This window comes from Nocardia alni (assembly GCF_019038435.1).
GTDB classification, from domain to species: Bacteria; Actinomycetota; Actinomycetes; order Mycobacteriales; family Mycobacteriaceae; genus Nocardia; species Nocardia alni.
In genome coordinates this window covers 1-21,651 of the sequence record NZ_JAGPOX010000126.1, presented here as the reverse complement: position 1 = coordinate 21,651, position 21,651 = coordinate 1, and the positions used below count along the sequence as shown (strand labels likewise).

Here is a 21,651-nt window from a genome sequence, read left to right as displayed (position 1 = left end):
CTTCCGGCGGCCGCATCCACACCGCGTTGTGGCGCACCCTGACAGGGATAGGCTCCCGCGGTCTCGCGAACCGATAATGGCTCTGTGACCGATCCGGAACATCTAGGCGAACTGGGCACCTACCTCAAGACCTGCCGCGCTCGCGTGCGGCCCGAGCAGGTCGGACTCACCCCTTACGGCGACCGGCGCCGCGTCGCCGGGTTGCGCCGCGAGGAACTGGCCCTACTGGCGGGGGTGAGCCCGTCGTACTACGCCCGGCTCGAACAGGGGCAGTCCCGTCACGCCTCGACACAGGTACTCGACGCGATCGCCGCCGCGCTGGCCCTCGAGCCCGCCGAGCGCGAGCACCTGCATGCTCTCGCCGAATCCGCCGGTCGACGACGTGTCACCCGTCCCGCGCCCGTCGAGCAAGCAGACCCGGCGCTGCTGGAACTACTCCTGGCCCTGCGCGAGGTCCCGGCACTGATCCTGGGCAGACGCAGTGACGTACTCGCCTGGAACGCCATGGGGCACGCATTGCTCGCCGCTCATCTGGATTCCGACAGCCCCGCCGTTCCGGGTCGCCGTCCGAACATGGCCGAGGTCGTATTCCTCGACCCGCATACCCGTGAGCTGTATATCAACTGGGCCGACAAAGCCGGCGCGGTGGTGGGCAACCTACGGGCCGTGGCCGGGACGCATCCCGACGATTCCGCGCTGGCGTCGTTGGTCGGCAAACTCATCATGACGAGCCCGGATTTCGATGCACTGTGGTCCGATCACCGAGTCTCGGCCTGCGCCAGCACCAAGTACGACCTGCATCACCCTCTGGTCGGCGAACTCACCGTCACCCAGCAGACCCTCCGCTCGATCGACAATTCCGACCAAACCCTCGTCACCTTCACGACCTCCGCCGCCTCGGCGTCCGCACGGGCACTGAGCTTGCTGGCGCACCTGATCCAGCGCCCAAGCGACCGGATAGCGGCGCTCGACCCTCGGTGACGCCGAGCCCCCCGCCGGGTTAGCGCTTGTCAGCCATGTCCGATCAACCCCTGTGCGACCGCCTGTCCGGTCAGTCCGTCGGCCAGATACGGCATCGCGCTGTGCGCGTGAACTCCGTTGCATACCAAGGCGTTGCGTACATGGGGACCGAACCGAACGCGCAAGTCCCCGGCCGAGGCCACCACATCGCCCCGGTCGGCGATATTCGTCCACACCAGCTCGGGTGGGCCCGGCCAGCGGCCGATCCCCTCCTTCAGGGCCGGATCCAGCAGGTCGAAGACCACGCCCAGCGGCGATCCGAGCGTTACGAGCACGCGTACCCGGTGTTCCGGTGTCGCGCACAATGTTTCGTAGGCGACAACAGAGCCGAGGGAATGCGCCACCACCACACGGGTGTCCGGGGCCAGCCGCGCGCGCAGCGTGTGCCGGATTCGTTGGCGCAGTTCTGGTTCTGTGAAGTAGCGGCCCACCTGCCGCAGATCCTCGCACAGGGTGCGCGCGCCCACCCCGGCGAAGAATCGCGACCGGGCCAGCTGATGCAACGCCATCCGAGCCGACATCGGTGTACACGAAGACATTTCGGCCGTCGGCGGCACCACGTCCAGGTCGACCTGAGCAGCGCTGCGCCACCACTGCATCAGCAGATCGTGTTCCCGGTCCGAAGGGTTCACCGGCGGCCACTCGCCAGACGGCCGGAACAGATCTCCGTAGAACGCGAACGCCACCTGCTCCTTCGACAACCGCACGGTGCCGGCGCGGGTCAGCCCGGCGTTCATCGCCGCCAGCCACCGCCCCGACATCGGCGCCTCGCCCGAGACCTGCGCACCGATCCCGTGCACGAACACCACCCGCGCCATCGAACCTCCCGCGCCCCAGCAGTTCTCACCATCCTCGTCGCGACATCTGCTGTCCGTGGCGAAATCGGGACGTCGATAGCCGAGCCATCGGCCACCGGTAATCCGATTGCCGAGGAGAATCGGTGACCATATGCTCGCCGGTCATGGGCGTCACATACGACTACTTCACAGCGTCTTCGGATGCGGACGCGGCTGCTGTCCTCGATTTAGTGGGCGGGCCGAGTCAGAATGCCCCATCCGGAATTCTCGCGATTCCTTCGAGAATCGATCCGGTGGTGGCGCTGGGACAGCTGGAAAGCCTGCTGATCCGCGGTAATACCGACCTCGATTTCAAGCGAGAGCGTTTCGGGAAAACCCTTGCCCAGCTCGACGACGGGGCAGTGACGGTGGTCACCGTCCCGGACGAGCTTCAGCAGGCGTTGGCCGTAGCCTCGGAGGACCGGATCGACGAGGTCGCCGAATCATGGTCCGAGATCGAAGAGTTCGGCGGTGTCGTCGACCCGACCGATCTGGCCCAATTTCTGGACGATCTGGCCGACATGGCGCGCACGGCCAACAGGACCGGCCAACTCCTCTACTGCTGGACGTGCCTCTGATCCCCGCCGAATTCGGCGATACGACAGCCGGAAAAGCCGCCGCACACCGGATCCCCGGTGCACGGCGACTGCCGGGCTGTCAGCTGGTCAGGTCCTCGATTGACGGAGACTCATTGCGGGACAGCGTGATTCCGAGGTTCGCCGCGGTACGCTCGAATTCGTCGTTCTCTCCCCCGCTCAATTCCACCGCGGTCCCGTCGGCGGAGAGCACCTCCACGTTGAGGCACAGGGACTGAAGTTCCTTGAGCAACACCTTGAACGATTCCGGAATACCCGGCTCGGGAATGTTCTCGCCCTTGACGATGGCCTCGTACACCTTCACACGACCCACCACGTCATCGGACTTGATCGTCAGCAACTCCTGCAGCGTGTACGCCGCACCATATGCCTGCATGGCCCAGCACTCCATCTCACCGAACCGCTGACCACCGAACTGCGCCTTACCACCCAGCGGCTGCTGCGTGATCATCGAGTACGGACCCGTCGACCGCGCATGGATCTTGTCATCCACCAGGTGATGCAGCTTCAGGATGTACATATAACCCACAGCCACCGGATACGGGAACGGCTCACCCGTGCGGCCGTCGAACAACGTTGCCTTGCCGTCGGATCCGACGATGGTCTCGCCGTCGCGGCTCGGCAGGGTCGAGGCGAGCAGACCGGTCAGCTCCTCCTCACGCGCACCGTCGAACACCGGGGTGGCGATGTTGGTGTCCGGGTCCGCCGACAGCAGTTCCTCGGGTAGGCGCTGCGCCCAGTCCGGACGCACGCCGTCGGTGACCTGAATCTTCCAGCCCGTCTTGCCGATCCAGCCCAGGTGTGTCTCCAGGATCTGGCCGATGTTCATCCGGCGCGGCACGCCGTGCGTGTTCAGGATGATGTCGACCGGGGTCCCGTCGGGCATGAACGGCATGTCCTCCTTGGCGAGGATCTTGCCGATGACGCCCTTGTTACCGTGCCGACCGGCCAGCTTGTCGCCCTCGGAGATCTTGCGCTTCTGCGCGACGTAGACGCGTACCAATTCGTTCACACCGGGCGGCAGATCGTCGTCGTCCTCGCGCGAGAACACGCGGATGCCGATGACCTTGCCGGACTCGCCGTGCGGCACCTTCAGCGAAGTATCACGCACCTCACGCGCCTTCTCACCGAAGATCGCACGAAGCAACCGCTCCTCCGGAGTCAGCTCGGTCTCACCCTTCGGAGTGACCTTGCCGACCAGGATGTCGCCGTCACGAACCTCCGCACCGATGCGCACGACGCCACGCTCGTCCAGGTCCGCCAGCACCTCGTCGGCGATATTCGGAATGTCCCGGGTGATCTCCTCGGCGCCCAATTTCGTGTCCCTGGCGTCGATCTCGTGCTCCTCGATGTGGATCGAGGTCAGTACGTCTTCCTCCACGAGCCGCTGCGACAGGATGATCGCGTCCTCGTAGTTGTGCCCCTCCCACGGCATGATCGCCACCAAAAGGTTCTTCCCCAGGGCCATCTCACCGTCCTGGGTGCACGGACCGTCCGCCAGCACCTGGCCGGAGGACACCAGGTCCCCCTCGTCCACGATCGGCCGCTGATTGGCACAGGTGCCCTGATTGGTCCGGGCGAATTTACGCATCCGGTACGACCGTCGCGTGCCGTCGTCGGCCATCACGGTGATGAAGTCGGCCGAAACCTCCTCCACCACACCGGATTTATCGGCGACCACGACATCGCCGGCGTCGATCGCGGCACGCAGCTCCATGCCCGTGCCCACCAGCGGCGCCTGCGAACGCATCAGCGGCACGGCCTGTTTCTGCATATTCGCGCCCATCAGGGCGCGGTTGGCGTCGTCGTGTTCGAGGAACGGAATCAGGGCCGTGGCCACAGACACCATCTGGCGCGGTGACACATCCACGTAGTCGACCTCGGCAGCGTCGACAACCTCGACCTCGGAATCCCTGCGGCGCACCGTAACCCGGGGCTCGATGAAGCGTCCCGAGGAATCGACCGGCTCCAGCGCCTGCGCGACGACGTGCAGGTCCTCTCGATCGGCGGACAGGTACTCGATCTCGTCGGTTACCACGCCCCCGACCACCTTGCGGTACGGCGTCTCGATGAACCCGAGCGGATTGACTCGCGCGTACACCGACAGGTAGCCGATGAGCCCGATATTCGGCCCCTCCGGCGTCTCGATCGGGCACATCCGGCCGTAATGGCTGTAGTGCACATCGCGCACCTCGAGCCCGGCGCGTTCCCTGGTCAGGCCGCCCGGCCCGAGCGCCGAGAGCCGCCGCTTCTGGGTCAGGCTCGACAGCGGATTACGCCCGTCCAGGAACTGGGAGCTCTGCGAGGTGCCGTAGAACTCCTTGATCGCCGCGACTACCGGGCGAATGTTCATCAGCGTCTGCGGCGTGATCGCCTCGACGTCCTGGGTGGTCATCCGCTCGCGAACCACGCGCTCCATGCGCGACAGGCCGATCCGCAACTGGTTCTGGATCAACTCGCCCACGGTGCGCAGGCGGCGGTTGCCGAAATGGTCGATATCATCCAACTCGACCGGGATCTCGATGCCGGCGGGCGCGCTCATCGCCCTGTCGCCGTGGTGCAGACGCAGCAGGTATTCGATGATCGCGGCGATATCCTCCTCGGTCAGGGTCCGGGGGCCGCCGGGGCGCAGGCCGAGCTTCTGGGTGAATTTGTAGCGCCCGACACGTGAGAGGTCGTAGCGCTTTTCCTTGAAGAACAGGTTCTCCAGCAGGGCCTGTGCGGACTCCTTCGTCGGCGGTTCGCCCGGGCGCAGCTTGCGATGGATGTCCAGCAGCGCCTCGTCGGTGCCCGCGGTGGCGTCCTTTGCCAGGGAGGTCATCATGATCTCCGAGAAGCCGAACCGCTCGGCGATCCGCTCGGCACTCCAGCCCAGCGCCTTGAGCAGGACCGTCACGGGTTGGCGGCGCTTGCGGTCCAGACGAACGCCGATGGTGTCGCGCTTGTCGATGTCGAATTCCAGCCACGCGCCGCGCGAGGGGATGACACGCACGTCGTGCAGGGTCTTCTCGGTGGTCTTGTCGATCGATGCGCCGAAGTAGACGCCCGGCGAGCGGACCAGCTGCGAGACGACCACCCGTTCGGTGCCGTTGATGATGAACGTGCCCTTATCGGTCATCACCGGAAAATCACCCATGAAGACCGTCTGGGATTTTATCTCACCGGTATTGTTGTTGATGAACTCCGCGGTGACGAACAACGGCGCCGCGTAGGTCATATCTTTGTCCTTACATTCCTCGGTCGAGGCCTTGACGTCCTCGAAACGGGGTTCGGACAGGGTCAGCGACATCGTCGCCGCGAAATCCTCGATCGGGCTGACCTCCTCGAGCACCTCGGCCAGCCCGCTGACCGGCTCCTCGCCGCGCGCGCGGACCCGTTCACTCCAGCCCGGCGCGCCGATCAGCCAATCGAACGATTCGGTCTGGATATCCAAGAGATCCGGAATAGCCAGAGGCTCAGGGAGTTTGGCGAAGGAGACCCGACGGGGACCCTGATTCGAGACTGCCACGATGCGTCCTTCCAGCACCTCGCGCCGCCCGCATTGACACGGTCGTCGCGGTATCTGCTCGTCCTGTAGGCGATATGTGCGCACGATGCGGGACCATCCGGCAGAACTCGACAGCAACGGGTGGAAAGGCAGCAGACAATGCGACTTTCCACAGTCATTCGGCGTTTCGAGAGTCGGACAGCACGCAACTCGGTGCGAAGACCTAAAGTACACCCGGAATCAGGAGATGTCGAGGGCGCAACAAAATCGGCATATAAATGCCAGCGCCTTCCCCTTTCAATAGTTACATCCCGACAACCCCTGCGTCAAGTTGATTACGAGCGATTTCGGACCACATGCATACCGATCGACTCGCCCGGGCCGGAACGATGCGCGTCCTCGAGTACGAGGCGAGCGCTCGCGCCGCGCGGCAGGGTCGTCTACGAGTCCCGCGCTATTTCACGCAGGGAATGCCGTTGCCGTTCATGCTCGACAGGTCCGTCGGGGCCGGAGCGTTGGAGCCCACGCTGGTGGCCGACACCGGCGGCGGGGGCGGCGCGGTGGTCGTCGTGGCGTCATCACCGCCCGTGCTCGAGGCCATGTCCGCGATCGGGCCGCTGCCGGCGGCGTCGGTGCCCACGATCACCTCGACCGTGTTCGAATCCAGCGACGAGGATGCGGTGGCGGTCATGTTGAGCTGACTGGCCAGGGCGTTGGCGGCAGTATCCGCCCCCGACCCGTACAGCAGCGAGCTGGAGCTGCGGATCGAGCCGGTGGATGCCTCGCCCTGGGTGAAGCCCTTGTTGGACAGTCCCTTTTCCACATCGCCGCCGAGGCCGTTCTTGCCCGAGCTGTTGACCACGTTGATCGTGACGCCGTTGGCGGACGGGATCGTGGTGGGTGTCGGGGTCGCGGTGGTGCTGGGCGCCGCGCCCGGCTTCGGCGGCGGGTTCAGCAGGCCGTGCACGATGCTGTGGATCTGGTCCACGTCGACGAGGTTGACGTCCTCGCCGCCGGGGTCGGTGCCGAAGTCCTTGACCGGCAGGGTGAACAGCGTCATGCCGCCGCCCATCAGATCCGAGGCCTGCTGGGCGAACTTGACCAGATCCAGCCCGCTGTCCACGGCCATGTTCGCCTGCGCCACGGACAACAGATTCATCAGCTTGCTCGGGCTGGACATCGTCCCGGCGCTCTGCAGCTGATGCGCCAGCGAGACGATGAACGCCTGCTGCCGACGGGTGCGGTCCAGGTCGGTGAAGTTCAGCGACTCGTCCGGGTCGCGGCGCTGACGCACGAACGCCATCGCCTGCGAACCGTTGATCTGCTGGTAGCCCTTGACGAAGTTGGCGCCGGAGAAGCTGTCCCGGGTGCGTTCGTTCAGACAGACCGTGATCGGCTGCACCGCCTGGGCGATCTCGAAGAACGAGGCCAGGGTGATCTCCACGAAATGGTCGACCGGCACGCCGCCGAGGAATTTGCTCACCGTCTTGGCCTCGGCCTTACGGCCGGCGTCACGCGCCTTGGCGTCCAGGGCGATGGGGTCCTTGATCGTGCTGGTGTACTTCTCCTTGGCCGCGGCCCAGGCGTCACCGTATGCCTGCTTGATCTTGCCCTTGCAGTAGTCGCCGCCGCAGGCGCTCGGATCGAGCTGGACGTAATCATCGCGCGGGATGGAGATCGCCGTGGCCTTCGAGCCGTCGCCGGGGATGTGCAACAGCATCAGCACGTTGGAGTTCATGCCGCCGTTTTCCTCGTCACCGGCGTGCAGGGCGTTGTACATCGACGGCGGCAGCGCGTTGCCGTGCTCGTCCAGCCGGCTGTCCAGGCCCATGATGAGGATGTTCTGCTCTTGGCCCTGCGACTTCGGGCCGTCGCTGATCGCGTCGGAGGTGGTGACGCTGTTGATCACATGATGGTAGGTGCGCCACGCCGTGCCGGTGCCGACCAGAACTATCGCCGACAGCAGCGCGACGGCCGTACGCCCGGCGATGACGCCCTTGGCTCCACCGTTGCGGCGAGGCTGCGAGGCTTGACGGCGGGCAGCACGACGGCGCGGCTCAGTGCCATGCGGCAGCCGCTCTGTTTTCGGATCGACCATGCCTCGCGGCCGGCGCTCCCCTCCGGGACTCATACGGACCGAATATAGGCGGCCCGGTCGCGCTGTGCGAACACGGTGATCAGTGACCCGCCCGTAACCACCCCGTTACCAACCCGAGAGCGGGTGTTCGGTAACCGAGTTCACCGAGGTCCGGCAGTAGACGGAGCAGGAAAGAGCGATCTATGCCACACCGTTGTCGCTCGAGCGCCATGGGTGACATCGAGCGCCCGGCTTCCGCCGCGAGCATGCCCCAGGCCGGAGCGCCTACCAACGCGGTGTGAGGGCTCCCAGAGCTCCCAGAGCGACCGCGGCGGCGGTAGAAGTGCGCAGGACCGTCGGGCCGAGGAGGACGGCCTCGGCCCCGGCATCGGTGAGGGCCGACAATTCGGCATCGTCGAGTCCCCCCTCGGGCCCGACGATCAGCACGACCCGCGACGCCTCGGCCACCGGCAGGGCGGTGAAACGGGATTCGCCGGACTCGTGCAGGGCCGCGACGATCCCCCTGTCCGCCTTGACCTTCCGGACCAGGTCCAGCACGCCGGAGGTGCGGTACAGGTCGGTGACCTCCGGGATGTACGCGCGACGGGACTGCCGGGCGGCCGAGCGGGCCGCGGCGCGCCATTTGTCGACGCCCTTGCGCGCCTTGCCCTCCCAGTTCGCCACGCAGCGCGCGGCCTGCCACGGCACGATGACGTCGGCGCCCGCCTCGGTCATCAGCTCCACCGCCAGCTCCGAGCGGTCCGATTTCGGCAGCGCCTGCACGATCGTCACCGACGGCGCGAACGGCGGCGCGACGGCCCTTTCCAGCACCCGAAGTTCGAGCCGGTCCTTCTGCGTCGCAATCACTTCCGAGGGCGCGAGCACGCCCGCGCCGTCGGACAGCGTGATCGGCTCACCGACCCGGATGCGGCGTACCGTCGCCGCGTGCCGCCCCTCCGGGCCGTCCAGGACCGCGATACCGCCCGGTTCCGGGACCTGGTCGAGGTAGAAGACCGTGGCGGCCACTACGGGCTCTCAGCGGCCGCTGAAGGAGGCGCGCAGGCGGGCGAACAGGCCGCTGTTGTGCTCGGACTGCGCGGACAGGACCTCGGTGCGCTCGCCGGCGCGGGTGGCCTTGTACTTGCGCAACATGTCGGCCTGCTTGGAGTCCAGTTTGGTCGGCACGACGATGTCCAGGTGCGCGATCATGTCGCCGCGCGAGCTCGAGCGCAGCTTGGGCATGCCGTGCGCGCGCAGCACCGACACCTCGCCCGGCTGGGTGCCCGCCGGAATGGTCAGCTCGGTCGGGCCGTCCAGGATCGTGTCGACCACCACGGTGGTGCCCAGCGCGGCGTCGACCATCGGGACCCGGATCGTGCAGTGCAGATCGTCGCCGTCGCGCACGAACATGTCGTGCGGCTGCTCCACGATCTCCACGTACAGATCACCGGCGGGGCCACCGCCTGGGCCGACCTCACCCTGTGCGGCCAGGCGCACCCGCATGCCGTTGGCCACGCCCGCGGGGATCGGCGCGGCGATCTCTCGGCGCTGGCGCACCCGGCCATCGCCACCGCACTTGCGACAGGGGTCCGGGATGGTCTCCCCCGCACCCCGGCAGGTCGGGCACGGCCGCGAGGTCATCACCTGGCCCAGGAACGAGCGCTGTACCGTCTGCACCTCACCCGCACCGCCGCAGGTCTCGCAGCGCACCGGCTTGGAGTTGCCGTTGGTGCCCGCGCCCTGACACAGATCGCACAGCACGGCCGTGTCGACGGTGAGGTGCTTGGTGACCCCGACGGCACATTCGGCCAGCGACAGCCGCGTGCGCAGCAGCGAATCCGCACCCGGCTGCACCCGCCCGCGCGGCCGGCGCGGACCCGAGGTGTTCATCCCGCCGAAGAAGGCCTCGAACACATCGCCCAGGCCACCGAAGCCGGCGCCGGAGAATCCGCCGGGCCCGCCGCCGCCTTCCAGCGGGTCGCCGCCCATATCCACGATGCGGCGCTTCTCCGCATCGCTGAGCACCTCGTAGGCCGCGGATACGTCACGGAACTTCTCCTGCGCGTCCGCGTCGGGGTTGACGTCCGGGTGCAGCTCACGCGCCAGCTTGCGGTAGGCGCGTTTGATCTCCTGGTCGGTCGCGTTCCGACCGACGCCGAGTATTCCGTAGTAGTCCCGTGCCACTTGTGTCTCTTAGTCCTTGTTCCGAATCAGTCGTGTCGCTCAACAGTTAACGCTTGCCGCTGCCGTCATCGTTCCGCGAGTACCTCACCGATGTAGCGGGCGACCGCGGCCACCGAGGCGATCGTCCCGGGATAGTCCATGCGGGTCGGGCCCAGAACCCCCATCGCGCCGAGCACGGTCCCCGGCATACCGTACCCGGTGGACACCATCGAGGTTCCGCGCATCTGCTCGACCTGGGTCTCCTCGCCGATCTGCACCGTCACCATGCCCGGATGTCCGGCGGCCGCCAGCAGCTTGAGCACGATCACCTGCTCCTCGAGCGCCTCGAGCACCGCGCGCAGCGAACCCGGGAAGCCGAAGTCGTTGGCGTTGCGGGTGAGATTGGCCGTACCGCCGAGCACCAGACGCTCCTCGGGATGTTCGACGAGGGTCTCCACCAGCATCGTCGACACCCGCACCAGTACGTCGCGCAGTGGACCGGGTGCGTGTTCGGGGAGTTCGGCGACCGCGGCGGAGGCGACCGACAGGCGCTTGCCGTCCATCGCCTTGCCGAGCATCGCACGCAGAACCGTCAGATCGTCGTCATCGATCAGGCCGCCTAGATCGACCAGGCGCTGATCGACGCGGCCGCTGTCGGTGATCACCACGAGCAGCAGCCGGGCCGGGTTGAGCGCGACGACCTCGATGTGCCGGACCGTGGAGGCCGTGACCGTCGGGTACTGCACCATCGCGACCTGGCGGGTCAGCTGGGCCAGCAGGCGCACCCCGCGCCGCAGCACGTCGTCCAGGTCGACGCCGCCGTCCAGGAAGTCCATGATCGCCCGGCGCTCGGCCGGAGACAGGGGCTTGACCTCGGCGATGTGGTCGACGAACTGGCGATAGCCCTTATCGGTGGGTATGCGGCCGGAGCTGGTGTGCGGCTGGGCGATGTAGCCCTCGGCCTCGAGCACCGCCATATCGTTGCGGACCGTGGCGCTGGACACACCCAGGTTGTGCCGATCGACCAGGGTCTTCGAACCGATCGGCTCCTTGGTGGCGATGTAATCCGCGACAATGGCGCGCAGGACCTCGAGTCGCCGCTGTTCGGTACTCGGCATCGGTCCCACCTCCTGTTCGGCTGACGGGCCCGCGGGCATTCGACCGCCGCCAGGGGCGGGACGATCACACACGGATCCCCGGGTTCATCGAACCCAGTTTAATTCCCCCTCGGCGAATCACCCGCACACGCACTCCAGCGGCGGTGGTGAGATCGCACAAACCACCTGTGCCGATCGCCGGATGGTCAGGGCAGGGCATAGCCGATCAGGGCTCCGATTCCGGCCCCGACGGGGGCGCCTGGGATCGCGCCGTTCAGCAAAAACCAGATACCGATGAGAATGCCGGCGCCCATGCCGATCAGGGCGCCGACGCCCGCGTTGTACTGGTGGTGCAGGACGTCCGCGTTCTGGTCGGCGAACTGGGCACGGGCGGCGTCACGGATCTGCTGGGGTTGGATAGGGGCGTCCAGCGGGGTCAGGGTGAGGGTGCGGCCGGACTTGCCGACCGTGGGCATCAGCGCGTACTTGCCCTCGTGGTCGATCATTCGCACGGCCATCGGGATGCGGGCCAGGACGTCACCGGCCGTATCGGTCACCGTGACGGCCTTACCGTCGGGGGTCACCTGGAATTTCCCCCGGTCGATGACAGTGCTGACCGTCCCGGCGTCCGGGTCGAGGACGATCGTGTGGTTGACGCCGTCGTCCGAGCCGTTCACCGTCGCGGATGTGGCAGTGGACGCGGTGACCGGTTGCGCGTGGACCGCTCCCGCGGTCACCGCGAGGGATCCGATGGTCACACATGCGGTAGTGGCTAGCTTGCTGATGTTCATGGCTGGCCCTTCTCCGATGGGCGCCGGTGGGAAATGCCCGGATGTAGCTAGCCGCCATTATCGACTGAGATCACCCGGCGAATGAAGGAACTTGATCGAACGGTGACCCAGTCAGAGCTGTGTCCTTCATCAATAGACAGCCAAACCGGTCTTACAATCACATGTTTGCCATAGATATACCGAATATCGCCGGAGAAATCAGGCGAGCAATGCGCGGACCACGCCATCGGCGAGCAGCCGCCCACGATCGGTGAGGACGAGCCGATCATCCGACAAACGGGCCAGCCCGTCGGCGATCACCCGCTCGACGGCGCGGCGGCCCGAATCATCCAGATCATCGAGCGGCAGCCCCGAGCGCAGCCGCACCGCGAGCATCACCCGCTCGGTGTGCCGCTCCTGCGCGGTCAACTCCTCCCATCCGGCGGCGGGCAGCCCGCCCGAACCCACACGGTCCGCGTACCGCGCCGGATGCTTCACATTCCACCACCGCACCCCGCCCAGATGGCTGTGCGCACCGGGACCCGCACCCAGCCAGTCGCCGCCGTCCCAGTAGCCGAGATTGTGCCGACACCGGGCGGAATCGTTTGCGGCCCAGTTGGATACCTCGTACCAACGCAGTCCGGCGGCGGCGAGACGGGTGTCGATGCGCTCGTACCGGGCGGCCAGCACGTCCTCGTCCGGCGCGGGCAGCTCACCGCGGCGCACCCGGCGGGCCAGCGCGGTGCCGTCCTCCACGATCAGCGAATAGGCCGATAAGTGGTCGACCCCGGCGGCCAGGACCGCGTCCAGGCTGGCGTCCAGATCCGCGTCGGACTCCCCCGGGGTGCCGTAGATCAGATCCAGATTGACGTGCTCGAATCCGGCCGCGCGAGCCTCGCGGGCGGCGGCGACGGCCCGGCCCGGGGTATGCGTGCGATCCAGCACCTTCAGCACGTGTTCGGCGGCGGACTGCATCCCCAGCGACACCCGGGTGAATCCGCCCGCACGCAGGCGGTCGAAGAATTCCGGCGAGGTGGATTCGGGATTCGATTCCGTGGTCACCTCGGCGTCGGCGGCCAGGGTGAAATTCTCCCTGATCGCGTCCAGCACCCGGGCCAAGCCGTCCCCGCCCAGCAGCGACGGCGTTCCGCCGCCCACGAATACCGTCGACACCTCCGGCTGCGGACTCGGCAGCTCACCGAAAAGCCCCGCCGCCATGGACAATTCACCACTCAACGCCGACATCCACGACTGCGGCGACGCCGAACTCTCCAGTTCCCCGGCGGTATAGGTGTTGAAATCGCAGTACCCGCAGCGCGTCGCACAGAACGGCACGTGGATATAGATCCCGAAGGGGCCGCCCCCGAAATCACGCAGCGGCGGGGCAGGCAGTTCGGTCTCCTGGTCGGCGGGTGCGCTCACCCGTCCAGTGTGACGGCCGCGCGGCGCGGAGTTCTCACCGCTCTCCAACTCTCGAACCACAAGATCATGTTTATCGGGCTGATCTATGACTGATCTCACAAACTTGCACGGGCGTCCAGGGAATTTCCCTCGAATCTTCGGAAAATACCCAACCCCCGTCGGAAAGACCAGGCTGACATGGCACAATAGGTTTCATGACTGGACTTGGGGTACGACTAGTGGCGCGTCGCCATGTCGACTTCAAGCGCGTCTGCAGTGCGAGCTGTCTGCCGGATAGCCTCCGGTAGCTCGGCCTCTGCACATCCCGGCGTCATCGTTCTCGGCGCTCATTTTCCCGGGCCGTTGCGTTACCGAAGGCGTGAGCCAGCCCCTCCCGCCTGTTGCCAGGCCTGATCATCCCGCAGGAGCGACACCATGACGTCGAGCACCGACGCCGCTCACATAGACGAATCCGAACGCCTCGCGCGCGAGCAGGAGGTTGCGCGCGAGCGCGCCCAGGCTGCGCGTGAGCGCCGCGCCCGTCCGCGCGAGCAGGTGAGCGGCCCGCGCGAGCGCACCGGCAAGGTCGTGCGCCGCAAGTCCGAGGGCCAGTGGGCCCTGGGCTACCGCGAGCCGCTGAACCCGAACGAGCAGTCCAAGAAGGACGACAACCCGCTCAACGTCCGGGCCCGCATCGAGAACATCTACGCCCCCGGCGGCTTCGACTCGATCGACAAGGCCGATCTGCGCGGGCGTTTTCGCTGGTGGGGCCTGTACACCCAGCGTGAGCAGGGCTACGACGGCACGTGGACGGGCGATGAGAACATCGACATCCTCGAGGCCAAGTACTTCATGATGCGGGTGCGCTGCGACGCCGGCGCGCTGAACCTCGCGCAGCTCCGCACGATCGCGGGTATCTCGACCGAGTTCGGGCGCGACACCGCCGACCTGTCCGACCGCGAGAACGTCCAGTACCACTGGATCGAAATCGAGAACGTGCCGGAGATCTGGCGGAGGCTCGAGGATGTGGGCCTGAAGACCACCGAGGCGTGTGGTGACTGCCCGCGCGTGGTGCTCGGCTCGCCCCTGGCCGGTGAGTCGCTGGCCGAGGTGATCGATCCCACCCCCGCGATCGATGAGATCGTGAGCCGTTATATCGGCAAGAAGGAGTACTCCAACCTGCCGCGCAAGTTCAAGACCGCGATCTCCGGCCAGCAGGACGTGGTGCACGAGGTCAACGACGTCGCCTTCATCGGCGTCGAGCATCCCGAGCACGGCCCGGGCCTGGACCTCTGGGTCGGCGGCGGACTGTCCATCAACCCGATGATGGCCCAGCGCCTGGGTGCGTGGGTGCCGCTGGACGAGGTTCCCGATGTCTGGGAGGCCATCGTCTCGCTCTTCCGTGATTACGGCTACCGCCGTCTGCGCACCAAGGCGCGGATCAAGTTCCTGATCAAGGACTGGGGGATCGAGAAATTCCGTGAGGTTCTGGAAACCGAGTACCTGAAGCGGAAACTGATCGACGGCCCCGCACCCGAAAAGCCCAAGCAGATCATCGACCACGTCGGTGTGCAGCGGCTGCGCAACGGGCTCAACGCGGTCGGCTTCACCCCCATCGCCGGGCGCGTCTCGGGCACCAAGCTGACCCAGGTCGCCGACGCCGCCGAGCGGGCCGGTTCGGATCGGGTCCGGTTCACCCCGTACCAGAAGCTGATCGTGCTGGACGTGCCCGACGACAAGGTCGAGCAGTTGCAGGCGGAGCTCGAACCGCTGGGCCTGCAGTCCCGCCCGTCGATCTGGCGGCGAAACCTGGTGGCTTGCAGCGGAATCGAGTTCTGCAAGCTCTCGTTCGTCGAGACCCGCAAGCGGTCCCAGGCGCTCGCGCCGGAACTGGAACAGCGCCTGGCCGATATCAACGCGCAGCTGGACGTCCCGATCACCATCAACATCAACGGCTGCCCGAACTCATGCGCCCGCGCCCAGATCGCCGATATCGGCTTCAAGGGGCAACTGGTCGACGACGGCGACGGGAATCAGGTCGAGGGTTTCCAAGTTCATCTCGGTGGTGGCCTCGGGTTCGACAGCGCCTTCGGGCGCAAGCTGCGTCAGCACAAGGTGACCAGCGACGAACTCGGCGACTTCATCGAGCGTGTAGTGCGTAATTTCGTCAAGAATCGCTCCGAGGACGAGCGATTCGCGCAGTGGGCAGTTCGCGCCGACGAGGCCGACCTTCGGTAACGGGAGAGATTCAGGTATGACAACCACTCTGGAGAAGCTGTCCGAGGACGAACTGCGCAAGATCGCCGAGGACGGTGCGGCGCAGTTCGGTCCGGACGCCACCGCGCAGCAGCTGTTGCAATGGACCGAGGACACTTTCGGCGCCAACTACATCGTCGCCTCCAATATGCAGGACGCGGTGCTGGTCGAACTGGCCGCGCAGGTGCACCCCGGCGTGGACGTGCTGTTCCTGGACACCGGCTACCACTTCGCCGAGACCATCGGCACCCGCGACGCGGTGGAGACGGTGTACGGCGTGAACATCGTCAACGCCCTGCCCGAAAACACCGTGGCCGAACAGGATTCGCTGCTCGGCAAGGATCTGTTCGCGCGTGACGCCAACGAGTGCTGCCGCCTGCGCAAGGTAACGCCGCTGAAGAAGTCGTTGTCGGGCTACAACGCCTGGGTCACCGGCATCCGCCGCGTGGAGGCGCCCACCCGCGCCAACGCGCCGCTGATCTCGTTCGACGAAGGCTTCGGCCTGGTGAAGATCAACCCGATCGCCGCCTGGTCCGACGAGGAGATGACCGGGTACATCGAAGCCAACGGCATCCTCGTCAATCCCCTTGTGGAGGAGGGATATCCGTCCATCGGTTGCGCTCCGTGCACGCGGAAGCCGGAACCGGGATCCGATCCGCGAAGCGGCCGCTGGGCCGGTCTCGCCAAAACCGAATGCGGGCTGCACCAGTCTTAACGGTTCTCACGACAACCTGCCGCAAGATTCCAAGCTCAGACCGCACCGACAACCGACCAGAAGGAGGGCTGCAGATGTCTGACGTCGTCAACACAAGTGTGGCCCCGTTCTGCCACAGCCAGAACCACTCTGGCAGCGTTCCTGTCCCGGTCCTCGGTATGACCGCACGCGGTGCACAGGAAGGTTCGCGTAGCGAGATCGAGGTGCTGCTTGGTTTTCGCGAAGCACTTCGAACACGTGACAGTCGTATGCGCTGGCCGAACCATCACCATCGTTCGACCAGCGCGTTCGGCTCGCACCACCAGTTCACGCTTCGTGCTGCTGATTGCCGCGTCGGCGGCCTTCCGAGCCATGGTGGACTTGGCGAGGAACCCTGGACGAAAGTCTTCGACCGCCACGAGCTGGTGGTCGGCAACAACTCGCTTCGCCCAAACACGAGCGTTGTGGCGAGTCTGGCGCGCAGCCTTCTTCTGCAATCGGGCAGCGTCTCGCTTGGCTCGCAGGTAGCCCTTGGACGGCGCCGTCCCGGGCCGATGACGCCGCGCCATTCGACGCTGAGCTTTGGCCAGTTCAGCTTCACAGCGTTTTCTGTACCCGGCGAACGGCAGATCGTACGCAGGATTCGTCGCTGTGACCGTCGTGCGCACGCCCCAATCGATACCAATGCTCCCGGCCACGATCGGGACCTGCTCCTGGTCACGCCGTACGACGAAGGAGGCGCACAGTCTGCCGTCACGGAGACGGAAACCGCGTTGCGTATACTCCATCGACGGAAGACTTGTCTTGCGCGCTTTGAACTTCGGCGGTCGCCTTCCCTTGATCGTGAACGAGTCGTGCAGCGCTCGAGCGTACGTGCGAAGCATCTGTTGCTGTGCAACTTGCGAACCGTCGCGCAACCAAGAATTTTGGCGGCGCGCCACAGTCAAGAGCTTGCTCAACTTGCAAAATGTTGGTTTCAGGCGCGACCTGTCCTGATGCACAGCGTCGTTCCACAGAAACCGGCATCGATGCCACTCCATCATCAGCTCCCGCACGGCGGTTGTGCCCGGGCGAATCCGATAGGTGAAGCGCATCGTTTCGATCACAGCCTGAAGATACCGAGAACCACTGACATGAAATCCCCGGCCGAACGAGTACCGTCGTCCAGAGTCACGGATGTGAGCAAATGACAACCCAATTAGCGACAAAGGTCGCAACGGAGTTCGACACTCTGTCGGCTTTGGAATCCGAGTCCATCCACATCTTCCGCGAGGTAGCGGGCGAGTTCGAGCGGCCGGTGATCCTGTTCTCCGGTGGCAAGGACTCCACGGTGCTGCTGCATCTGGCGCTCAAGGCCTTCTGGCCCGCGCCGCTGCCCTTCGCGCTGCTGCACGTGGACACCGGGCACAACCTGTCCGAGGTGCTGGCCTTCCGTGATCACGTGGTCGAGAAGTACGGGCTGCGGCTGTATGTCGCCTCGGTCGAGGAGTACCTCGCCGACGGCCGGTTGACCGAGCGCCCGGACGGCATCCGCAACCCGCTGCAGACAGTGCCGCTGCTGGACGCGATCACCGAGCACCGCTTCGACGCGGTCTTCGGCGGCGCCCGCCGGGACGAGGAGCGTTCGCGCGCCAAGGAGCGGATCTTCTCGCTGCGCGACGCGTTCGGGCGGTGGGATCCCAAGCGGCAGCGGCCCGAGCTGTGGAACCTGTACAACGGGCGGCACGCGCCGGGCGAGCACGTGCGGGTGTTCCCGCTGAGCAACTGGACCGAACTGGACATCTGGCGGTACATCGCGCGCGAGGACGTCGAGCTGGCCACCATCTACTACGCCCACGAGCGCCCGGTCTACCAGCGCGACGGCATGTGGATGACCCCGGGGGTGTGGGGCGGGCCGGGTGAGGGCGAGGAACTGCTCACCAAGTCCGTGCGCTACCGCACCGTCGGTGACGGATCCACCACCGGCGCAATCCTTTCCGACGCCGCGGACAACGAGGCGATCCTCGCCGAGGTGGCCGCCTCGCGACTCACCGAGCGCGGCGCGACCCGCGGCGACGACCGCGTGTCGGAGGCGGCGATGGAGGATCGCAAGCGGGAGGGCTACTTCTGATGCGTCCCGAATCGCACACCGGACCGAACGCGGCGCACAGTACCGTCCCCCAGATAGGCGACGACCGGGTGTCCGCGGCCGCCATGAAGGATCGCACACGGGAGGGCCGCTTCTGATGCGCCCCGAATCGCACACCAGACCGAACGCGGCGCACAGTACCGCCGGCCGGGGCGGCGACGAGCGCGTCTCGGCGGCCGCAACGGAAGAAGACCGCACACGGGAAGGCTGCTTCTGATGCATCGCACGCCACGTGCGACGGACACTGCCGCCCGGGCACGAGGCGACCGGTACTCGGCAGCCACCACCAGAAAGGCTCATTCGTAATGTCCGACCTCCTTCGACTCGCCACCGCCGGCAGTGTCGACGACGGCAAGTCCACTCTGGTCGGACGCCTGCTGTACGACACGAAATCCGTTCTGGCGGACCAGATCGACGCCGTCACCCGGGCCTCGGTCGACAAAGGCCTTGCCACACCGGATCTTTCGCTGCTCGTGGACGGCCTGCGCGCCGAACGCGAACAGGGCATCACGATCGACGTGGCGTACCGCTACTTCGCCACGCCCAAGCGGTCCTTCGTGCTCGCCGACACCCCCGGGCACGTGCAGTACACCCGCAACACGGTCTCCGGCGCGTCCACCGCGCAGCTGGTGATCCTGCTGGTCGACGCGCGCAAGGGCGTTATCGAGCAGACCCGCCGCCACGCCGCGGTGATGGCGCTGCTGGGCGTGCCGCGGCTCGTGCTCGCGGTGAACAAGATCGATCTGGTGGATGACGCCGCCGCGGTCTTCCAGCGGATCGTGGCCGAATTCAGCGAGCTCACAACGAAACTCGGCTGGTCGCAGGACGACGTCGTCGAGATTCCGGTCTCGGCGCTGCACGGTGACAACGTCGCTTCGCGCTCGAAGAACACCCCGTACTACACCGGCCCCTCGCTGATCGAGCACCTCGAATCGGTGCCGGTGGATGCCGACGCACGCGGGCGGCATCAGGTCGGACTGCGCTTCCCGGTGCAGTACGTGATCCGGCCCCGCACCGCCGACCACCCCGATTACCGGGGCTACGCCGGGCAGGTCACGGCCGGGGTCGTGTCCAAGGGCGACGAGGTCGTGGTGCTCCCGTCCGGGACTCGCACCACCGTCGAGCGCATCGACACCCCGAACGGTGAGCTGGACTCCGCCCAGCCCGGCCGCAGTGTCACCCTGATCCTGGCGGACGACGTCGACGTCTCGCGCGGCGATATGATCGCCTCGGCGGCCGACGCTCCCGAGCCCGTCGACTCCTTCGACGCCACCGTCTGCTGGCTGGGCGACAAGCCATTGCGCGCGGGCGCGCGCCTGCTGCTCAAGCACGGCACCCGCACCACCCAGGCGATCGTCGGCGCACTGCTGGAGCGCTTCGACGAACAGCGCCTGGCCGCCGACCCCGAGGCGGAATCGTTGTCGCTCAACGACATCGGCCGCATCTCCCTGCGCGTCGCGGACCCCATCGCGGCCGACGACTACCGCGTCAACCGCCACACCGGCAGCTTCCTGCTCATCGATCCGTCCGGCGGCAACACCCTGGCCGCGGGCCTGGTGGGCGACGCGCTGACCGCTGTCGAGGTCGGTAGCTGAGGATGGGAGTGTCCGGTCAGCGGGAGGATCCGGCGGTGGTCACACCGCGGGCTTCGGGTCCGAACGCGGCTCGACCGGAGCTCGGAGGCGTTGGTCGTGTAAGCCAACGCGATAGCTGTGCACACGTAAACCCACACACTGACCGGACACACCCAGACCCACACGGTGACCGGACACACCCAGACCCACACGGTGACCGGACACACCCAGACCCACACGGTGACCGGACACACCCAGACCCACACGGTGACCGGACACACGCAAACCCACACGCTGGCCGGACACACGCAAACCCACACGCTGGCCAGGCACACGCAAACCCACACGCTGGCCACGCGCACACAGATCCACGCGCTAGCCGTGCACACGTACACCCACACGCTGGCCGTGTAGACGTACACCCACACGCTGGCCGTGTAGACGTACACCCACACGGTGGCCGTGTAGGCCGGAGTGCGCAGACGCCGACACAGCCGGGTCGAGCGGGCGACCATAGCGTGAGTCTGCCCGCTGCGGCGCCCACGATGGTGAAACTGGATCGCCGACTGCCGCGACCTGCGTCCGGCACTGCTCAGGAGGCCGTCCATCCCGATATGAACCGGTCTGTGGGCGATCTCACAGGCCGGCCGCCACTCGACGGGCAGACGATGAGCGGCGACCAGTGCGGCGATGCCGGATCGGTGGTGTCGCGGTGACCGGGCGTTCGGCAATCGTGCCCGTCGATGCGCTCACACCGGCAAATCATGCAGGTCCGGGCGTTGTGCGGACTCACAGCGCGACAGCGACCGCGGTGCGGATGTCGTCACCTACCTTCAACGCCGGTGCAACCGATCTTGCCGCTGCCCCTCATACGCTCGGAGGTATGGCAGTAACCAGGACCGATACCGGACATCCGGCGCTGATCGCGGTCGCGCACGGCAGCCGCGACCCCCGATCGGCCGCCACGATGTTCGCGGTCGTGGACGCGCTGGCCGCCGCACATCCGGAACTGGATGTTCGACTGGCCTTCCTGGACCTGAGCACGCCGTCGGTGGAGCAGGTCGTGGATGCCGTTGCCGCACAGGGCCATACCGAGGCGATCGTGGTGCCCCTGTTGCTGGGCAGCGCCTTCCACGCCCGCGTCGACCTCCCCGGCCTCCTGGCCGCCGCGCGATCCCGCCACCCACGCCTGCGCCTGACCCAGGCCGACGTGCTCGGCCCCGACCCCCGCCTGGTCGCCGCCCTGCGCGAGCGAGTCCTGGCCACCGGCGCCGACCCGCACGACCCCACCCTGGGCATCGCCGTCGCCGCCGTCGGCTCCTCCTCGAAACAGGCCAACCGCCGCACTCACCAGATCGGCCGCCTCCTGACCGAAGGCACCGCCTGGCACCCCGAGGTCTGCTTCGCTACCACCGAACCCGGCCTGCCCCAGGCGATCTCACGATTCCACGAACAGGGTCGCGCCACTATCGTGGTGGCCCCCTGGTTCCTGGCCCCCGGCCTGCTCACCGACCGCCTGATCGCTGTCTCTTCTAGCTATCTCTTCTCCACC

18 protein-coding genes are annotated in these 21,651 nt (G+C 66.6%); 9 read left to right on the top strand and 9 right to left on the bottom strand.

Translation table 11 applies throughout. The features are described 5' to 3' along the window. The first annotated feature begins 84 nt into the window (after nucleotides 1-84). Nucleotides 85-981, top strand: a complete 897-nt coding sequence (locus tag JZ791_RS34275; RefSeq protein WP_216900411.1) for a helix-turn-helix transcriptional regulator — start codon at nucleotides 85-87, stop codon at nucleotides 979-981. 29 nt (nucleotides 982-1,010) lie between these two features. On the opposite strand, the gene JZ791_RS34270 is transcribed toward JZ791_RS34275, so the two are convergent. Further along, the gene (locus JZ791_RS34270; protein ID WP_216900409.1) at nucleotides 1,011-1,838 is read right to left on the bottom strand and encodes a hypothetical protein; all 828 of its coding nucleotides are present in this window, start codon (nucleotides 1,836-1,838) and stop codon (nucleotides 1,011-1,013) included. Nucleotides 1,839-2,110: 272 nt separating this feature from the next. Here JZ791_RS34270 and JZ791_RS34265 point away from each other — a divergent pair, with 272 nt between their 5' ends. Further along, nucleotides 2,111-2,434 carry a hypothetical protein gene (locus JZ791_RS34265; RefSeq protein ID WP_216900407.1) on the top strand — a complete coding sequence of 108 codons (324 nt, stop codon included), beginning with the start codon at nucleotides 2,111-2,113 and terminating at the stop codon, nucleotides 2,432-2,434. 79 nt (nucleotides 2,435-2,513) lie between these two features. On the opposite strand, the gene rpoB is transcribed toward JZ791_RS34265, so the two are convergent. The 7 genes from rpoB to hemW form a co-directional block, all read right to left on the bottom strand. After that, complete coding sequence (gene rpoB, locus JZ791_RS34260; RefSeq protein ID WP_438804589.1) at nucleotides 2,514-5,978, bottom strand: DNA-directed RNA polymerase subunit beta; 3,465 nt, start codon at nucleotides 5,976-5,978, stop codon at nucleotides 2,514-2,516. Between the two features lie 415 nt (nucleotides 5,979-6,393). After that, nucleotides 6,394-8,070, bottom strand: coding sequence for an LCP family protein (locus JZ791_RS34255; protein WP_254206812.1), 1,677 nt, complete (start codon nucleotides 8,068-8,070; stop codon nucleotides 6,394-6,396). 231 nt (nucleotides 8,071-8,301) lie between these two features. Next, on the bottom strand, nucleotides 8,302-9,042 hold the full coding sequence (locus tag JZ791_RS34250) for a 16S rRNA (uracil(1498)-N(3))-methyltransferase (RefSeq protein WP_216900405.1): 741 nt from the start codon (nucleotides 9,040-9,042) through the stop codon (nucleotides 8,302-8,304). Between the two features lie 9 nt (nucleotides 9,043-9,051). After that, nucleotides 9,052-10,200 (bottom strand): molecular chaperone DnaJ, encoded by a 1,149-nt coding sequence (gene dnaJ / locus JZ791_RS34245; RefSeq protein ID WP_216900403.1) that lies wholly within the window; start codon nucleotides 10,198-10,200, stop codon nucleotides 9,052-9,054. Nucleotides 10,201-10,265: 65 nt separating this feature from the next. Beyond that, the gene (gene hrcA, locus JZ791_RS34240; RefSeq protein WP_216900401.1) at nucleotides 10,266-11,297 is read right to left on the bottom strand and encodes a heat-inducible transcriptional repressor HrcA; all 1,032 of its coding nucleotides are present in this window, start codon (nucleotides 11,295-11,297) and stop codon (nucleotides 10,266-10,268) included. A gap of 185 nt (nucleotides 11,298-11,482) precedes the next feature. Further along, on the bottom strand, nucleotides 11,483-12,034 hold the full coding sequence (locus tag JZ791_RS34235) for a DUF8020 domain-containing protein (protein WP_216900399.1): 552 nt from the start codon (nucleotides 12,032-12,034) through the stop codon (nucleotides 11,483-11,485). 231 nt (nucleotides 12,035-12,265) lie between these two features. Further along, nucleotides 12,266-13,468 carry a radical SAM family heme chaperone HemW gene (gene hemW, locus JZ791_RS34230; protein ID WP_216900397.1) on the bottom strand — a complete coding sequence of 401 codons (1,203 nt, stop codon included), beginning with the start codon at nucleotides 13,466-13,468 and terminating at the stop codon, nucleotides 12,266-12,268. Nucleotides 13,469-13,662: 194 nt separating this feature from the next. On the opposite strand from hemW, the gene JZ791_RS46905 reads away from it, so the two are divergent. The 3 genes from JZ791_RS46905 (at nucleotide 13,663) to JZ791_RS34220 (ending at nucleotide 16,418) form a co-directional block, all read left to right on the top strand. Beyond that, nucleotides 13,663-13,755 (top strand): Ms4527A family Cys-rich leader peptide, encoded by a 93-nt coding sequence (locus JZ791_RS46905; RefSeq protein WP_368858350.1) that lies wholly within the window; start codon nucleotides 13,663-13,665, stop codon nucleotides 13,753-13,755. A gap of 127 nt (nucleotides 13,756-13,882) precedes the next feature. Further along, on the top strand, nucleotides 13,883-15,685 hold the full coding sequence (locus JZ791_RS34225) for a nitrite/sulfite reductase (RefSeq protein WP_216900396.1): 1,803 nt from the start codon (nucleotides 13,883-13,885) through the stop codon (nucleotides 15,683-15,685). A 16-nt stretch (nucleotides 15,686-15,701) separates the two neighbouring features. Further along, a complete protein-coding gene (locus JZ791_RS34220) occupies nucleotides 15,702-16,418 on the top strand; it encodes a phosphoadenylyl-sulfate reductase (protein ID WP_216900394.1) in 717 nt (238 codons plus the stop codon). A gap of 35 nt (nucleotides 16,419-16,453) precedes the next feature. On the opposite strand, the gene JZ791_RS34215 is transcribed toward JZ791_RS34220, so the two are convergent. Continuing rightward, nucleotides 16,454-17,185 (bottom strand): RNA-guided endonuclease TnpB family protein, encoded by a 732-nt coding sequence (locus JZ791_RS34215; RefSeq protein WP_254206815.1) that lies wholly within the window; start codon nucleotides 17,183-17,185, stop codon nucleotides 16,454-16,456. Between the two features lie 398 nt (nucleotides 17,186-17,583). Between JZ791_RS34215 and cysD the strand changes: the two genes are divergently transcribed. The 4 genes from cysD to JZ791_RS34195 form a co-directional block, all read left to right on the top strand. Further along, nucleotides 17,584-18,507, top strand: coding sequence for a sulfate adenylyltransferase subunit CysD (gene cysD, locus JZ791_RS34210; protein WP_216900392.1), 924 nt, complete (start codon nucleotides 17,584-17,586; stop codon nucleotides 18,505-18,507). A gap of 323 nt (nucleotides 18,508-18,830) precedes the next feature. Further along, nucleotides 18,831-20,120, top strand: a complete 1,290-nt coding sequence (locus JZ791_RS34205) for a sulfate adenylyltransferase subunit 1 (RefSeq protein WP_216900390.1) — start codon at nucleotides 18,831-18,833, stop codon at nucleotides 20,118-20,120. Between the two features lie 165 nt (nucleotides 20,121-20,285). Further along, nucleotides 20,286-20,513 carry a hypothetical protein gene (locus JZ791_RS34200; RefSeq protein ID WP_216900388.1) on the top strand — a complete coding sequence of 76 codons (228 nt, stop codon included), beginning with the start codon at nucleotides 20,286-20,288 and terminating at the stop codon, nucleotides 20,511-20,513. A gap of 469 nt (nucleotides 20,514-20,982) precedes the next feature. Continuing rightward, on the top strand, nucleotides 20,983-21,651 hold a 669-nt coding region (locus JZ791_RS34195), incomplete at its 3' end, for a sirohydrochlorin chelatase (protein WP_216900386.1).

What these genes read in the sequence shown, in the direction of transcription:
- cysD (WP_216900392.1), top strand. Translation starts at nt 17,584, where the DNA reads ATGACAACCCAATTAGCGACAAAGGTCGCAACGGAGTTCGACACTCTG.
- JZ791_RS34215 (WP_254206815.1), bottom strand. Translation starts at nt 17,185, where the DNA reads ATGGAGTATACGCAACGCGGTTTCCGTCTCCGTGACGGCAGACTGTGC.
- JZ791_RS34225 (WP_216900396.1), top strand. Translation starts at nt 13,883, where the DNA reads ATGACGTCGAGCACCGACGCCGCTCACATAGACGAATCCGAACGCCTC.
- JZ791_RS46905 (WP_368858350.1), top strand. Translation starts at nt 13,663, where the DNA reads ATGACTGGACTTGGGGTACGACTAGTGGCGCGTCGCCATGTCGACTTC.
- hrcA (WP_216900401.1), bottom strand. Translation starts at nt 11,297, where the DNA reads ATGCCGAGTACCGAACAGCGGCGACTCGAGGTCCTGCGCGCCATTGTC.
- JZ791_RS34220 (WP_216900394.1), top strand. Translation starts at nt 15,702, where the DNA reads ATGACAACCACTCTGGAGAAGCTGTCCGAGGACGAACTGCGCAAGATC.
- JZ791_RS34270 (WP_216900409.1), bottom strand. Translation starts at nt 1,838, where the DNA reads ATGGCGCGGGTGGTGTTCGTGCACGGGATCGGTGCGCAGGTCTCGGGC.
- JZ791_RS34205 (WP_216900390.1), top strand. Translation starts at nt 18,831, where the DNA reads ATGTCCGACCTCCTTCGACTCGCCACCGCCGGCAGTGTCGACGACGGC.
- JZ791_RS34255 (WP_254206812.1), bottom strand. Translation starts at nt 8,070, where the DNA reads ATGAGTCCCGGAGGGGAGCGCCGGCCGCGAGGCATGGTCGATCCGAAA.